Raw genomic sequence first — 14,543 nt, 5'->3', positions numbered from 1 at the left:
GCGGCGGACGCCCGTGGGGTCAGGCGAGCACGACCAGCAGGTCGCCGCCCTCCACCTGCTGGATCCGGTTGATGGCCAGGCGGGAGATCCGGCCCGCCTTCGGCGCGGTGATCGTCGCCTCCATCTTCATCGCCTCGATGGTGGCCACGGTGGCACCGGCCGCCACCTCGTCGCCCTCGGCGACGGCGAGCGTCACCACACCGGCGAACGGCGCCGCCACCTGACCGGGGTCGCTCCGGTCGGCCTTCTCCGTCACCGGCACGTCCGAGGCGGCCGCCCGGTCCCGCACCTGGATGGGCCGCAGCTGGCCGTTGAGCGTGGACATCACGGTCCGCATCCCGCGCTCGTCGGCCTCGCCCACGGCCTGCAGCTCGATCAGCAGCCGGACACCGGGCTCCAGGTCGACGGAGTACTCCTGGCCCGGGCGCAGGCCGTAGAAGAAGTCCTTGCTGTCCAGGACGCTGGTGTCGCCGTACGACTGCCGGTGCGTGTCGAACTCGCGGGTCGGGCCGGGGAACAGCAGCCGGTTGAGGGTGGCCCGGGGCTCCTTGGCCAGCCCCTCGCGGTCCTCGGCGGACAGCTCGGGGGCCGGCTTTGGCTCGCCGCGGCCCTTGAGGGCCTTGGTGCGGAACGGCTCGGGCCAGCCGCCGGGCGGGGTGCCCAGCTCGCCGCGCAGGAAGCCGACGACCGAGTCGGGGATGTCGAACCGGTCGGGCGTGGCCTCGAAGTCCGCCGGGGAGACTCCGGCGCCGACCAGGTGCAGGGCGAGGTCGCCGACCACCTTGGAGGACGGGGTGACCTTGACCAGGTGCCCCAGGATGCGGTCGGCGGCGGCGTACATCGCCTCGATGTCCTCGAAGCGGTCGCCGAGGCCGAGCGCGACGGCCTGGGTGCGCAGGTTGGACAGCTGGCCGCCGGGGATCTCGTGGTGGTAGACGCGGCCGGTCGGGGAGGCGAGGCCCGCCTCGAACGGCGCGTAGATCCGCCGCACGCCCTCCCAGTACGGCTCCAGGTCGCCGACGGCCTGGAGGTCGAGTCCGGTGGGCCGCTCGGAGTGGTCGGTGGCGGCGACCAGCGCCGAGAGCGAGGGCTGCGAGGTCGTACCGGCCATGGAGGCCACCGCGCCGTCCACGGCGTCGGCGCCCGCCTGGATCGCGGCCAGGTAGGTGGCGAGCTGGCCGCCCGCCGTGTCGTGGGTGTGCAGGTGCACGGGCAGGTCGAACTCGCGGCGCAGCGCCGAGACGAGCTTCGCGGCGGCCGGGGCGCGCAGCAGGCCCGCCATGTCCTTGATCGCCAGGACGTGGGCGCCGGCGTCGACGATCTGCTCGGCCAGGCGCAGGTAGTAGTCGAGGGTGTAGAGCCGTTCGGCGGGGTCGTTGAGGTCGGCGGTGTAGCACAGGGCGACCTCGGCGACGGCCGTGCCGGTCTCCCGTACGGCCTCGATGGCGGGCCGCATCTGGCCGACGTCGTTGAGGGCGTCGAAGATGCGGAAGATGTCGATGCCGGTGGCGGCGGCCTCCTGCACGAAGGCGTCGGTGACCTCGGTCGGGTACGGGGTGTAGCCGACGGTGTTGCGGCCGCGCAGCAGCATCTGCAGGCAGATGTTCGGCACGGCCTCGCGCAGGGCGGCCAGCCGCTCCCACGGGTCCTCGGCGAGGAAGCGCAGGGCGACGTCGTAGGTGGCGCCGCCCCAGCACTCCAGCGACAGCAGTCCGGGCAGGGTGCGGGCGACGGCCGGGGCGACGGCGAGGAGGTCCTTGGTGCGCACCCGGGTGGCCAGCAGCGACTGGTGGGCGTCGCGGAAGGTGGTGTCGGTGACCCCGATCGTCGGGGACTCGCGCAGCTGCCGGGCGAAGCCCTCGGGGCCGAGGTCGACCAGCCGCTGCCGGGAGCCGGCCGGGGGCTCGCCGGCCGGGAGCGGCGGCAGCTTGGTGACCGGGTCGAGCAGGCGAGGGCGCTCGCCGTGCGGCTTGTTGACGGTGACGTCGGCGAGGTAGGTGAGCAGCTTGGTGCCGCGGTCCGCGGAGTGGCGGGCGGTGAGCAGGTGGGGGCGCTGCTCGATGAAGGACGTGGTGATCCGGCCCGCCTGGAAGTCCGGGTCGTCCAGCACGGCCTGCAGGAAGGGGATGTTCGTCGCCACGCCGCGGATGCGGAACTCGGCGACGGCCCGCCGGGCCCGCCCGATGGCCGCGCGGAAGTCCCGGCCCCGGCAGGTGAGCTTGACCAGCATCGAGTCGAAGTGGGCGCTGATCTCCGTGCCGGCATGGGTGGTGCCGCCGTCGAGGCGGATGCCGGAGCCGCCCGGCGAGCGGTAGGCGCTGATCCGGCCGGTGTCCGGGCGGAAGCCGTTCGCGGGGTCCTCGGTGGTGATGCGGCACTGCAGGGCGGCGCCGCGCAGGGTGACCGTGTCCTGGGACAGGCCGAGGTCGGCGAGGGTCTCGCCGGAGGCGATCCTGAGCTGCGCCTGGACCAGGTCGACGTCCGTGACCTCCTCCGTCACGGTGTGCTCGACCTGGATGCGCGGGTTCATCTCGATGAAGACGTGGTTGCCGTCGGGGTCGAGGAGGAACTCCACGGTGCCCGCGTTGCGGTAGCCGATCTCGCGGGCGAACCGCACGGCGTCGGCGCAGATCCGCTCGCGCAGCTCCGGGTCGAGGTTGGGCGCGGGCGCCAGCTCGATGACCTTCTGGTGGCGGCGCTGCAGCGAGCAGTCGCGCTCGAACAGGTGGATGACGTTGCCCTCGCCGTCGGCGAGGATCTGCACCTCGATGTGGCGCGGGTCCACGACGGCCTTCTCGAGGAACACGGTCGGGTCGCCGAAGGCGGACGCGGCCTCCCGGGAGGCGGCCTCGATGGACTCGCGCAGCTGGGCGGGGTCCGCCACGCGGCGCATGCCGCGCCCGCCGCCGCCCGCGACCGCCTTCACGAAGACGGGGTAGCCGATCTCCTCGGCGGCCCGGACCAGCTCGTCGATGTCGTCGGACGGCGCGGACGAGCCGAGCACGGGCACGCCGGCCGCCCGGGCGGCGGCCACCGCGCGGGCCTTGTTGCCGGTCAGCTCCAGCGTCCGGGCGCTCGGCCCGACGAAGGTGATGCCCGCCTCCTCGCAGGCGCGGGCCAGCTCCGGGTTCTCCGACAGGAACCCGTACCCCGGGTAGACGGCGTCGGCGCCGGCCCGGCGGGCGGCGCGCACGATCTCCTCGACGGAGAGGTAGGCCCGCACGGGGTGCCCCGGCTCGCCGATCTCGTACGCCTCGTCGGCCTTCAGCCGGTGCAGCGAATTGCGGTCCTCGTGCGGGAACACGGCGACCGTGCGCGCACCGAGCTCGTAACCCGCCCGGAACGCGCGGATCGCGATCTCTCCACGGTTGGCGACCAGCACCTTGCGGAACATCTCTGGATTCCCTTCAGCTGCCTGCCGGCGACGAACACCATGGTGTCAGCCACGCCCCTGCCGTACCTCGCGGCAACCCTAGGGGGTGGCCGTACGTGGCGACGTGCGAAAACCATCACATCGACCGGGTGTGCGGCGCCACAGGCGGGACCGGTCGCTGCTCCAGGCCGGTGACCGTCCGGTCCATGGAACGAACGCGGACTCTTTCCATTTCGATCACGAACTCTCGTATAGTGACCGGCAGTTCACCATCGAGTGTCGGCTCTGACCACCCGAACGCTTCCGCCTGCCCTCCCTTGCCCTTCTCTGCCGCGAGGATCCCCCCGGACCGATGACCCCGCTCACGCATCCCGGCGACCGTCCCTTCTCCCGTACGTTCGCCGTCGCGCTCACCGCGACCGGCGCCCTGTCGGCGCTCGTCGTCTGGGTGGCGGTGGCGGCGGCGCCCGGCCCGGTGCGCGCCCCGCTCGCCTGGGGCGCCGGCGCGGCGGCGGTCGTGCTCAGCGCCGCGGTGGCCACCGCTGCGCACGCCCTGCGGACCGCGCGCGCGGGCAGGCGCCGGCTGGAGAACCTGACCCAGGACGTGGGACGGCTGCTGCAGCAACAGGCCCGCAGTACCGAGGAGGCGCGCCAGGAGCAGCAGCGGCTCATCGACGAACTCGCGCGTCAGCGAACGGAGTTGACCGAGTCGTTCGCGGCCGAGCGGTCCCGGCTTGAGGTGACGGGCGCCCGCGAGACGGAGCGGCTGCGCGCGGAGAACGCCCGGCTGACCGACGAGCTGGAGCGCGCGCGGCGCGAGCGCGGCGCCGCGGTCTCCGCGACCGCCAACGCGGCCGCCCGGATGCAGGCCCTGGCGACGGCCACGCTCGCCGACCTGCGCGCGATGGAGGACCGGCACACCGACGAGGACGTCCTCGCCGACCTGCTGCACCTGGACCACCGCACCGCCCAGGCCGGGCGGCTCGCGGACTCCATCGCGGTCCTGACCGGGGCGCGCTCCGGCCGCCGGTGGGCCCGGCCCATCGGCATGGAGTCGATCCTGCGCGGGGCGATGGGCCGGATCGCCGGCTACCGGCGGGTGCGGGTGCACTCGGTCAGCGAGAGCGCGGTCGCCGGGCACGCCGCCGAGGGCGTGATGCACGCGCTCGCCGAACTCCTCGACAACGCCGCGAACTTCTCACCGCCGACCGCCGAGGTCCACGTCTACGTGGAGGAGGTGCCGGCCGGGGTCATCGTGTCCGTGGAGGACAGCGGCCTGGTCATGGGCGAGGTGCAGCTGCGCCGGGCCGAGCGGGCGGTCTCCGGTGACGCCTCCGAGCTGGGCGGTCTGACCGGTACCCGGCTCGGGCTCGCCGTGGTCGGCCGGCTGGCCCGCAAGCACGGACTGAAGGTGTCGTTCCGGCCCTCGGCGCGCGGCGGCACCGGTGTGCTGATGCTCGTCCCGCAGGACATCCTCACCAACCCCGCCCCGGCGACGCCGGTGCCGGCGTCCCGCCCGGAGCCCGCGCAGGCCCCGGCGGCCCCGGCTCCCCCGGTCCCGGACCCGGTCCACGATCCGGTCCGCGACACGGCCGTACCGTCCGCCGCGGAGGGCCCGGCGGGGCTGCCGAAGCGCCGCCGGGGCCGTACGCTCGCCGAGGCCGAACGCTCCCGGCCCGCGCCCCGCACCGGAGGCACCCGGACCCCGTCCGGCGCCTGCGAGGACGCGCCCGGCACCCGGCGGCCGGCCGACGCCGACGACGGCAAGGCCCGCGCCGCCCGGTTCAGCAGCTTCCGCCAGGCCGTCCGCCCCGCACCGGACGCCCGGGGTCCCGCCGCTCCCGCGCCCGGCACCGCACAGGGCAACGGCGCGGCGGCCGCCGACTCCCATGACACGGCACCGGACGAGCCGGGCGCACCCGGCAGCCACCCGGCCGAACACACGGCGCCGTCCCCCGGCGCCCCCGCACCGCACTCGCACCCGCTCCCGGAAGGCGACACCACGGCATGACCGGCCCGACCACCACCGACGACAAGCTCACCTGGCTCCTGGAGGGCCTGCTGGAGAGGACCCCGGGCGCCCGGCACGCGCTCGTGCTCTCCCGGGACGGGCTGAAGCTGTGCCGTACCCCGGAGCTGTCCGTCGACCAGGCCGACCAGCTCGCCGCCATCGCGGCCGGCATCCAGTCGCTCTCGCACGGGGCGTCCGTCGAGTTCGGCGACGGCAGCGGCGGCGTGCGCTCGGCGATGGCGGAGTTCTACGGCGGCGTGCTGTTCATCGTGGAGGCCGGCGCGGGCGCCCATCTGGCCGTGGTCACCACGGAGGACGCGGACGCCGGACTCGTCGGGCACACCATGAGCGAGCTGGTCGAACAGCTCGGTGAGCACCTGACCGCGCCGCCGCGCGCGTCATGAGCCGTCCGGGCAGGGACGACGCGCCCGACCGCCTCTACACCATCACCCAGGGCCGCAGCCGGTCCGGCCCGGACACCCCCTTCGACCTGGTCACCCTCGTGGTCGCCGAGTCGGATCCGGTGACCGGCATGCAGTCGGAGCACGTGGCCATCCTCGAGCTGACCCGGTTCCCCACCTCGGTGGTGGAGGTCGCCGCCGAACTGCGGCTCCCGGTGAGCATCACCAAGGTGCTGCTGTGCGACCTGCTGGCGGCGGGCCGCGTCAGCGCCCGTCATCCGCGCAGGCCGGCCCTGACCGACCCCGACATCCTGGAGCAGGTGCTCGTTGGACTTCGCAACCTCTGACGCGCGCACCCCGTTGGGTGCCTCCGCCGACAACGGTCTCAAGATCGTGGTCGTGGGCGGCTTCGGCGTCGGCAAGACCACCCTGGTCCGCTCCGTCAGCGAGATCCGTCCCCTCAACACCGAGGAGACGATGACCCAGGCCGGCGCCGGCGTCGACGACATCCGTCAGGTGCGCGGCAAGTCCGCCACCACGGTCGCCTTCGACTTCGGCCGGATCACGCTGGACGCGCGCAACGTGCTGTACCTGTTCGGCGCGCCGGGCCAGGAGCGGTTCTGGTTCCTGTGGGACCGCCTGTTCTCGGGCACGCTCGGGGCGGTGGTGCTGGTCGACACCCGGCGGATCGACGACTCCTGGTACGCCATCGACCGGCTGGAGCACCACGGCACCCCGTTCATCGTGGCCTGCAACGACTTCGGCGGCGCCGTCCGCGCGGGCGAGGACGTCCGCGAGGCGCTCGACCTGGATCCCCAGGTGCCGCTGATCGACTGCGACGCCCGCTCCCGCGAGTCCGGCAAGCACACGCTGATCACGCTGGTGCAGCACGTGAAGAACCGGTACGCCGACCCGTCCGCCCGGGCGGGCCTGCCCCGACAGGAGTACGTGTGACCCCCTCCGACGCCGTCCCGCTCGGCGGACCCAGGTTCCAGACCGAGCCCGCCCGGCTGTACCGGGAGATGCGGCGCGACCACGGTGCCGTGGTGCCGGTGCTGCTCGACGGTGACATCCCGGCCTGGCTGGTGCTGGGCTACCGCGAGCTGCACCAGGTCACCGGCGATCCGGTGCTGTTCAGCCGGGACTCGGACCTGTGGAACCAGTGGGAGAACATCCCCGACGGCTGGCCCCTGCTGCCGATGATCGGGCACAAGCAGCCGTCGATCCTGTACACGGTCGGCGAGCGGCACCGGCAGCGCGCCGCGATGATCGGCAACGCGCTGGAGGCGGTCGACCCCTTCGAACTGCGCCGGCACGCCGAGCGGTTCGCGGACGAGCTGATCGACGCGCTGTGCACGACCGGCGAGGCCGACCTGATCGCGCAGTACGCGATGCTGCTGCCGGTGCGGGTGCTGGCCCGGCTCTACGGCTTCCCGGACGAGGACGGCCCGGGCCTGGTCACCGCCCTCAACGACATGATCGACGGCCGGGAGCGCGCCCTGGCCGGACAGTCCCATCTGGCCGGTTCCATGGCCCGGTTGATCGCCGACCGGCGGGGGGAGCCGGCCGACGACGTGGTCTCCCGGATGCTCGCCGACGACAGCGGCTTCACCGACGACGAGATCACCCAGGACCTGATGGTGATGACGGCGGCCGGGCACCAGCCGACCGCCGACTGGATCGGCAACTCGCTGCGGCTGATGCTCACCGACGACCGGTTCGCCGCCTCCCTCTTCGGCGGGCGGCACAGCGTCGCGGAGGCCATGAACGAGGTGCTGTGGGAGGACACGCCCACGCAGAACGTGGCCGGCCGCTGGGCCACCCGCGACACCCACCTCGGCGGGCGCCCCGTCCGGGCCGGCGACCTGCTGCTGCTCGGGCTGCAGGGCGCCAACTCCGATCCGCAGGTGCGCACCGACGCCTCGGAGCTGACCGGCGGCAACAGCGCGCACTTCTCCTTCGGCCACGGCGAGCACTCCTGCCCGTTCCCCGCGCAGGAGATCGCCGAGGTGATCGCCCGCACCGGCATCGAGGTCGTCCTGGACCGGCTGCCGGACATCGATCTGGCGGTGCCCGCCGAGGCACTCGCCCGCCGGCCCTCGCCCTGGCTGCGGGGACTGACCCGGCTGCCCGTCCGCTTCACCCCCGTACCAGCCCGCTGATCCCCGCGTCGCCCCGGCCGGCCCGCACTCGCGCCGGGGGTCCGGGCTGTCCCGGACCGGCGCGGCACCCCCGACCCTGCCCTGGAGGAACGTGACCATGAGCACCGGTACCGAAGCACCTCGGATCGCCCTGGACCCCTTCGTCTCCGACCTGGACGGCGAGAGCGCGGCGCTGCGCGCGGCCGGCCCGCTCGCCGCCGTCGAGCTGCCGGGCGGTGTCCCGGTGTGGGCCGTCACGCACCACGCGGAGGCCAAGGCACTGCTCACCGACCCGCGTCTGGTGAAGGACATCGAGGTGTGGGGCGCCTGGCGGCGCGGTGAGATACCCGCGGACTGGCCGCTGATCGGCCTGGCCAACCCGGGCCGCTCGATGCTCACCGTGGACGGCGCCGACCACCGCCGGATGCGCACGCTGGTCGCGCAGGCGCTCACCCCGCGCCGGGTGGAGCGGATGCGCGAGCGCATCGAGAAGCTGACCCAGGACCTGCTGGACGCGCTGCCCGCGGACGGCTCGACGGTCGACCTCAAGGCGGCCTTCGCCTACCCGCTGCCCATGTACGTCGTCGCGGACCTCATGGGCCTGGAGGAGGCGCGGCTGCCCCGGCTGAAGGTGCTGTTCGAGAAGTTCTTCTCCACCCAGACGCCGCCCGAGGAGGTCGTCGCGACCCTCACCGAGCTGGCGCGGATCATGGCCGAGACGGTCGCGGCCAAGCGGGCCGAGCCGGGCGACGACCTGACCAGCGCGCTGATCCTCGCCTCGGAGGACGGCGACCACCTCACCGACGAGGAGATCGTCTCCACGCTCCAGCTGATGGTGGCGGCGGGCCACGAGACCACGATCTCGCTGATCGTCAACGCCGTCGTCAACCTCTCCAACCACCCCGAGCAGCGGGCGCTGGTGCTGTCCGGCGAGGCCGACTGGTCGGCGGTGATCGAGGAGACGCTGCGCTGGTCCACCCCGACCTCGCACGTGCTGATCCGGTTCGCGACCGAGGACGTCCCGGTAGGGGACCAGGTGATCCCGGCCGGTGACGCGCTGATCGTGTCGTACGGGGCGATCGGCCGCGACGAGAAGGCGCACGGCCCGACCGCCGGGGAGTTCGACATCACCCGCGAGTCGCGGAACCGGCACATCTCCTTCGGGCACGGCCCGCACGTGTGCCCGGGCGCCGCGCTGTCCCGGCTGGAGGCGGCGGTGGCGCTGCCGGCGCTGTACGCCCGCTTCCCCGGCCTGGACCTGGCGGTCCCGGCGGCGGAGTTGCGCAACAAGCCGGTGGTCACGCAGAACGACCTGTTCGAGCTGCCGGTCCGGCTGGGCGCCTGAGACACGGACGTGTGACATTTGCGTTCGAGTGCACTTGAGGTCGTAGCGTCACGAACGCACCACCCCGCGATGCCGGGTCGCCCGGCGTCCCCCACGGGATGCCGGGTGGGCCGATCCGTCGCTGAATGGGTGGGGGCTTTCCGTCCGTGCGCCGTGACGGCCGTACGGACGCCGACCGAAGTGTGCACGAAAGGCTGGGACACGAACATGCGCAAGCGCAGTCTGCGGGATCTCCAGGTATCGGCCATCGGCCTCGGATGCATGGGCATGTCCGCCTTCTACGGCTCCACCGACCGGGACGAGGGGATCGCGACCATCCGGCGGGCCCTGGAGCTCGGCATCACCTTCCTCGACACCGCCCAGATGTACGGCCCGCTGACCAACGAGTCGCTGGTCGGCGAGGCGGTGCGGGGCCACCGCGACGAGTACCAGATCGCCACCAAGTTCAACTACCGGATGGACGACGCGGTGCCGGGCGACATGAGCACGGTGGGCCGGCAGGACGGCTCGGCCGAGCACGTGCGCAGCTCCGTCCACGGCTCCCTCGAGCGCCTCGGCACCGACTACATCGACCTGTACTACCAGCACCGGGTCGACCCGAACGTGCCCATCGAGGAGACGGTCGGCGCGCTGGGGGAGCTGGTCGCCGAGGGCAAGGTGCGGCACATCGGGCTGAGCGAGGCGAGCGCGGAGACCATCCGGCGTGCCCACGCGGTGCACCCCGTCACGGCCGTGCAGACCGAGTACTCGCTGTGGACGCGGGACGTGGAGGCCGACGTGCTGCCCACCTGCCGGGAACTCGGCATCGGCTTCGTGCCGTACTCGCCGCTGGGCCGCGGCTTCCTCGCCGGCCGCTTCACCTCGCCGGACGAGCTGGACGAGGGCGACTTCCGCCGCGGCAACCCGCGCTTCACCGACACCAACCTGGAGGCGAACCTCAGGCTCGCGGCCAAGGTGAAGGAGATCGCCGCCGAGAAGGACGTGACGCCGGCCCAGCTGGCGATCGCCTGGGTGCTGGCCCAGGGCGAGGACCTGGTCCCGATCCCGGGCACCAAGCGCCGCACCTACCTGGAGCAGAACGGGGCCGCGGTCGACATCGAGCTGACCAAGGAGGACCTGGCCCGCATCGACGCCGAACTGCCCCGCGCGGCGGGCGAGCGCTACGACGAGGCGGGGATGCGGGCGGTCAACCGCTGAGGCACCGCGGGGCAGGCGTCAGGCTCCGGGGCGGGCCCGGCGCTCCCGGCGCCTGCGGGCTTCGCCGCGCCAACGGGCTGTCGTTCCTGCTCGTCGCCTCGGTCGTCCCGTTCCTGCGCCCGGCGTCCGGCGCGGCCCCGGACCCGGGGGGCGGCGGCCGTGCCGCACCGGAGCGGCCGGAGATGAGCGTGCGGCAGGGCCTGGCGTACTTCGTGCGCCGGCCCCGGCTGGTCGCGCTCGCCGCCGTCACGGGGCTGAGTTCCGTCTTCGGCCGGAACTACGGCCTGACCCTCGCCGTCCTCGTCACCGGGCCGCTCGCGGGCGGCGCCGGGGCGTTCGGCACGGTCTCCACCGTGCTGGCGGCCGGCGGCATCGTCGGCGCGGTCCTCGGCGCCCGGCTGCGCCGGCCCTCCGTGCGGACCGTGGGCCTGCTCGCGGCGGCCGGCGGGCTGCTGCAGGTCGCGGCGGGGCTGTCGCCGTCGCTGGCCGTGCTGCTGGCGCTGGTGCTGCCGATGGCCGTCGTGGAGTCCGTCTCCGACACCGCGGGTACGGCCGTCCTGCAGACCGATCCGCCGGCCCGTCTGCGGGGCCGGGTGCTCGGCGTGTGGAGCAGCGTCGGCACGGTGTGGAGCCTCGGCGGGCCGCCGGCCCTGGGCCTGCTGATGGAGTGGTCCGGCGCCCGGGGCGCCCTGGTCGCGGGCGGCCTGCTGATCGCCGGCGCGATCGGCGCGGGTCTGCTGCGCCGCCGGGCCGCGGCGCCCGCTCCGGTGCGGCTTCGCCCGCGGGACGACGAGGTCCCGGGGCGGGAGGCGCTGGGCACGGCAGCCTGACCGGCGGGCGGGGACCGCTCAGGCGGACGGGACCCGCTCCCGGCCGGCCAGGTGGTACACGTGGAAGGCCTGGCCGATCACCGGCTGGGCCACGTTCCGCACCCGGACGCCCCCGGTGGTCATCCCGTGCTCGGTGCCCGCGTGGGCGTGGCCGTGCACGGCGAGGTCCGCCCCGACGGTGTCGATCGCCTCCGCGAGGAGGTAGCTGCCGAGGAACGGGTAGATCTCCGCCGGCTCCCCGGCCAGTGTGTCCGCCACGGGTGAGAAGTGGGTCAGCGCGATCCGTACGTCGCAGTCCTGCTCGTCCAGCTCCTTCAGCGCCCCGAGCAGGCCGTCCGCGCAGCGCCGGCTGTAGCGGACGAACTCCTTCATCACCGGCTCGCCGAACTCCCCGGCGCAGCGTCCCACGAAGCCGCCGCCGAACCCCTTGGTCCCGGCCACGCCGATCCGCGCGCCGCCGGCGGTGACGACGACGGCCTGCCCCTCCAGGACCTGCGCGCCGGCGTCCCGGAGGATCGCGGTGACCTCCGCGGGCCGGTCGTCGTGGTGGTCGTGGTTGCCCAGCACGGCGACCACCGGGACCGGCAGGTCCTTGATCTCCCGGGCGACGACCCGCGCCTCCTCCGTCGTGCCGTGCCGGGTGAGGTCACCGGCGAGCAGCAGGACGTCGGCGCACTGGGGCAGGGTCTCGAACGAGGGGCGCAGGGTGCCCTGGCTGTCGAGTCCCATGTGGATGTCGCCCACGGCCGCGACGCGGATCATGTGAGGTCCTCCCCGTGGTCGGGCGAGGAGGTCCCGGCGACGAGGATGTCGCAGTGGACCGGGTGCCCCGCCAGTTCCTCGCGGGCCAGGCCGAGGATCTCGTCCCGGCACCGGGTGGACGGCACGGTGCCGGTCAGCAGGACGGACTCGCCGTGCGGGACGAGCCGTACGCCCAGTTCGCCGAGGGGGCCGGCGGCGAGCCGTTCGGCGAGGTGGGCGACGCGGTAGTCCAGGTTGTCTGCGGCGGCCGGGCCCGGCGGCCGTGTCGAGTCGTGGTCGGTCATGACTGCCCTTCCCGGGGTTCGATCACGTTCAGCCGTTCGAGCAGGAAGAGGAAGGCGGCGGGCATGGGCTCGCCGCCGCAGGTCGCCCGCACCTCGTTCCAGTCGACCTTCTCGCGCACCGCGCGGGCCACCGGGAGCACCGAGCCGAAGTCGCAGTAGTGCTCCGAGAAGGCGCTGATCAGGCTGTGGATCAGGTCGGTCGGGGAGAGGACGGGCATGATGACGGAGTCGACGGGGAGGCACTGCGCCCGGGCGAGCATGTCCTTGGTGACGGGCTGGTGCGCCAGCTGGAAGATGATGTCGACGTCCTGGCCCCGGCAGGTGGTCTTGACCAGCCAGTCCTCCGGCGGGGTCCGCACGGGGAGGCCGGCCTCGCGCAGGGTGGCGGCCACCGCGTCGGCGTCCTCGGGCAGGACGGCGAAGTCGGCGTCGTGCTGGAGGTGCCTGCTTCCCCCGTGGGCGTAGACGGCCACGCTGCCCGCGAGCGCGAAGGGGTGGCCCTTCTTCTTCAGCAGGGCCCCGATCTGCTTGGCGGCCTCCAGGATCGCCTGGCTGCGGTCGCGTGGCAGCTGCTGCGGGTCCGGCGCGCCCGGCGCCGCCCGGCCGGGGGCGCCGGCGGCCGGGCGGAGTTCGGTGACCTCCGGCCGCGGGGCGTGGGTGGCGTCCTCCCCGTCACACGTCATGGCCTCTCCCTCTCACGGCAGCCCCGGGCGCCGGGTCGGCCCCGGGGGCCTTTCGGGTACCCGGGGCCTTCGGCGGTCAGTCCTGGCCGAGCAGCGGGGGCGCCGGTGGGCGGGGGGCCGGGCGGCGCGGGGCCCCGGCTTCAGGCCTGCGGCGGGTGCCGCTCCTCGACCAGCCGGGCGAGGTGGTCGAGGGCCATGCGGGTGCCCTGCTCGTTGTCCCCGCGGGGGACGCCGTCCGGGATGCCCTCGTGCAGGATCTCGACGTCGGTGGCGCCGTCGTCCGTCTCGGTGAGCGTCGTCGTCATGGTCATGGTGCCGCGCAGGGTGTCGTCGTCCGTCTCGAACGCGAACGCCTCCACCACCTGGACGCCGGGCACGAGCCGCACGAAGCGGCCCCGGTAGGTGTCCGTGTGCCCGCCGGACTTGCCGGCGCCGGCCGGATCGCCGTAGGTGAGGGAGATGCGGAACGCGCCGCCCTCCCGCGCGTCGAAGGCGTGCACCCGGGCGGTCATGCCCGCGGGGACGCGCCAGACGGCGAGGGCTTCGGGGTCGACCAGGGCCCGGTAGACGGCCGTCGCGGGCGCCTGGACGCGACGGGTGACTCGCGTGGCGTACATGGCCGCACGCTATCGGGCGGTCACGGCTTACGGGCGACCGCGCCGTACATCGCGATGTCCTCGTCGCGGATGTCCTTGTCCCCGCTGCCGTCGGGGTGCCACTTGTGCACCTGGACGATGCCGGGCCCGACCAGCTCCAGGCCCTCGAAGAACTCGTGTGCCTCGTCGAGGGTGCGCAGCCGCATCGGCATGTCGCGGGCCGCGTACTCGCGGGCGACCCGGCCCACCTCCTCGGGCGCGAAGTCGGCGGTGGCGATGGACATGGCCAGGTGGCTGCCGGAGGGCAGCGGCTCCAGCAGCCGGCGGACGATCCCGACCGCGTCGTCCGCGTCCAGCACGAAGTGGACGATGGCGATGGCGGTGAGGGCCACCGGCCGGTCGAGGTCCAGCGTATGGCGCAGCCCGGGTGCCGCGAGGATGGCCGCCGGGTCGCGGAAGTCGGCCTCGACGTACGCCGTCCGGCCCTCGGGCGCGCCGGCGAGCAGGCCCTGGGAGAGGGTGAGGACGATCGGGTCGTTGTCGACGTAGACGACCCGCGACCCGGGGGCCACCGCCTGGGCTATCTCGTGCAGGTTCGGCGAGGTGGGGATGCCCGTGCCGATGTCCAGGAACTGGCGCATGCCCGCCTCCTCGGCGAGGCGGCGCACGGCACGGTTCATGAAGTCGCGGTTGGCGCGCATGTGCACGGGGAGGGCGGGCCACTCCCGGACCATGGCGTCGCCCGCCTCCTGGTCGGCGGGGTAGTAGTCGTGCCCGCCGAGGATGTAGTCGTAGATGCGGGCGGAGTGCGCGTTCTCGGTGTCGACGCGACCGGCCGTCCCTCCGTTGTCGGGCAACCCCGTTTCCCCCTTCTCGTCGGGCCGCCACCACCGTCTCACATGATCGCCGGCACGTACCCG

At 74.0% G+C, this 14,543-nt stretch carries 13 protein-coding genes and 1 pseudogene; 8 read left to right on the top strand and 6 right to left on the bottom strand.

All coding sequences use genetic code 11. The features are described from left to right. Positions 1–19: 19 nt before the first annotated feature. Positions 20–3,394, bottom strand: a complete 3,375-nt coding sequence (locus AQJ66_RS28830; protein WP_061927927.1) for a pyruvate carboxylase — start codon at positions 3,392–3,394, stop codon at positions 20–22. Positions 3,395–3,725: 331 nt separating this feature from the next. Here AQJ66_RS28830 and AQJ66_RS28825 point away from each other — a divergent pair, with 331 nt between their 5' ends. The 8 genes and pseudogenes from AQJ66_RS28825 to AQJ66_RS28790 form a co-directional block, all read left to right on the top strand. After that, a complete protein-coding gene (locus AQJ66_RS28825; protein ID WP_061927925.1) occupies positions 3,726–5,384 on the top strand; it encodes a sensor histidine kinase in 1,659 nt (552 codons plus the stop codon). Next, positions 5,381–5,788, top strand: coding sequence for a roadblock/LC7 domain-containing protein (locus AQJ66_RS28820; RefSeq protein WP_061927923.1), 408 nt, complete (start codon positions 5,381–5,383; stop codon positions 5,786–5,788). The genes AQJ66_RS28825 and AQJ66_RS28820 overlap by 4 nt, the downstream gene beginning before the upstream one ends. Then, a complete protein-coding gene (locus tag AQJ66_RS28815) occupies positions 5,785–6,132 on the top strand; it encodes a DUF742 domain-containing protein (RefSeq protein ID WP_061927921.1) in 348 nt (115 codons plus the stop codon). Before AQJ66_RS28820 ends, AQJ66_RS28815 begins: the two co-directional genes overlap by 4 nt. A 13-nt stretch (positions 6,133–6,145) precedes the next feature. Further along, complete coding sequence (locus AQJ66_RS28810) at positions 6,146–6,739, top strand: GTP-binding protein (protein WP_061927919.1); 594 nt, start codon at positions 6,146–6,148, stop codon at positions 6,737–6,739. Further along, positions 6,736–7,947: a cytochrome P450 gene (locus tag AQJ66_RS28805; protein WP_061927917.1), complete on the top strand. Its 1,212-nt coding sequence runs from the start codon at positions 6,736–6,738 to the stop codon at positions 7,945–7,947. The genes AQJ66_RS28810 and AQJ66_RS28805 overlap by 4 nt, the downstream gene beginning before the upstream one ends. A gap of 97 nt (positions 7,948–8,044) precedes the next feature. After that, the gene (locus AQJ66_RS28800) at positions 8,045–9,271 is read left to right on the top strand and encodes a cytochrome P450 family protein (protein WP_061927915.1); all 1,227 of its coding nucleotides are present in this window, start codon (positions 8,045–8,047) and stop codon (positions 9,269–9,271) included. 207 nt (positions 9,272–9,478) lie between these two features. After that, the gene (locus tag AQJ66_RS28795; protein WP_061927913.1) at positions 9,479–10,468 is read left to right on the top strand and encodes an aldo/keto reductase; all 990 of its coding nucleotides are present in this window, start codon (positions 9,479–9,481) and stop codon (positions 10,466–10,468) included. A gap of 38 nt (positions 10,469–10,506) precedes the next feature. Next, positions 10,507–11,298, top strand: a pseudogene (locus tag AQJ66_RS28790) (MFS transporter); the annotation flags it as partial. 18 nt (positions 11,299–11,316) lie between these two features. Here AQJ66_RS28790 and AQJ66_RS28785 read toward each other — a convergent pair. From AQJ66_RS28785 to AQJ66_RS28765, 5 genes are all read right to left on the bottom strand, one after another. Beyond that, positions 11,317–12,060, bottom strand: coding sequence for a metallophosphoesterase family protein (locus AQJ66_RS28785; RefSeq protein ID WP_061927911.1), 744 nt, complete (start codon positions 12,058–12,060; stop codon positions 11,317–11,319). Continuing rightward, a complete protein-coding gene (locus AQJ66_RS28780) occupies positions 12,057–12,344 on the bottom strand; it encodes a hypothetical protein (protein ID WP_061927909.1) in 288 nt (95 codons plus the stop codon). Before AQJ66_RS28780 ends, AQJ66_RS28785 begins: the two co-directional genes overlap by 4 nt. Next, positions 12,341–13,027: a nucleotidyltransferase family protein gene (locus AQJ66_RS28775; RefSeq protein ID WP_061927907.1), complete on the bottom strand. Its 687-nt coding sequence runs from the start codon at positions 13,025–13,027 to the stop codon at positions 12,341–12,343. Before AQJ66_RS28775 ends, AQJ66_RS28780 begins: the two co-directional genes overlap by 4 nt. Positions 13,028–13,167: 140 nt before the next feature. Continuing rightward, positions 13,168–13,644 carry an SRPBCC domain-containing protein gene (locus AQJ66_RS28770; protein ID WP_061927905.1) on the bottom strand — a complete coding sequence of 159 codons (477 nt, stop codon included), beginning with the start codon at positions 13,642–13,644 and terminating at the stop codon, positions 13,168–13,170. A gap of 20 nt (positions 13,645–13,664) precedes the next feature. Beyond that, positions 13,665–14,480: an SAM-dependent methyltransferase gene (locus tag AQJ66_RS28765; RefSeq protein WP_061927903.1), complete on the bottom strand. Its 816-nt coding sequence runs from the start codon at positions 14,478–14,480 to the stop codon at positions 13,665–13,667. Between the last annotated feature and the right edge of the window lie 63 nt (positions 14,481–14,543).

It is taken from the genome of Streptomyces bungoensis, assembly GCF_001514215.1.
GTDB classification, from domain to species: domain Bacteria; phylum Actinomycetota; class Actinomycetes; order Streptomycetales; family Streptomycetaceae; genus Streptomyces; species Streptomyces bungoensis.
This window is presented reverse-complemented; position numbering and strand designations above follow the sequence as displayed.

Coding starts and splice junctions, on each gene's coding strand:
- AQJ66_RS28775 (WP_061927907.1), bottom strand. CDS start 13,027: ATGACGTGTGACGGGGAGGACGCCACCCACGCCCCGCGGCCGGAGGTC.
- AQJ66_RS28800 (WP_061927915.1), top strand. CDS start 8,045: ATGAGCACCGGTACCGAAGCACCTCGGATCGCCCTGGACCCCTTCGTC.
- AQJ66_RS28785 (WP_061927911.1), bottom strand. CDS start 12,060: ATGATCCGCGTCGCGGCCGTGGGCGACATCCACATGGGACTCGACAGC.
- AQJ66_RS28780 (WP_061927909.1), bottom strand. CDS start 12,344: ATGACCGACCACGACTCGACACGGCCGCCGGGCCCGGCCGCCGCAGAC.
- AQJ66_RS28770 (WP_061927905.1), bottom strand. CDS start 13,644: ATGTACGCCACGCGAGTCACCCGTCGCGTCCAGGCGCCCGCGACGGCC.
- AQJ66_RS28825 (WP_061927925.1), top strand. CDS start 3,726: ATGACCCCGCTCACGCATCCCGGCGACCGTCCCTTCTCCCGTACGTTC.
- AQJ66_RS28815 (WP_061927921.1), top strand. CDS start 5,785: ATGAGCCGTCCGGGCAGGGACGACGCGCCCGACCGCCTCTACACCATC.
- AQJ66_RS28820 (WP_061927923.1), top strand. CDS start 5,381: ATGACCGGCCCGACCACCACCGACGACAAGCTCACCTGGCTCCTGGAG.
- AQJ66_RS28830 (WP_061927927.1), bottom strand. CDS start 3,394: ATGTTCCGCAAGGTGCTGGTCGCCAACCGTGGAGAGATCGCGATCCGC.
- AQJ66_RS28795 (WP_061927913.1), top strand. CDS start 9,479: ATGCGCAAGCGCAGTCTGCGGGATCTCCAGGTATCGGCCATCGGCCTC.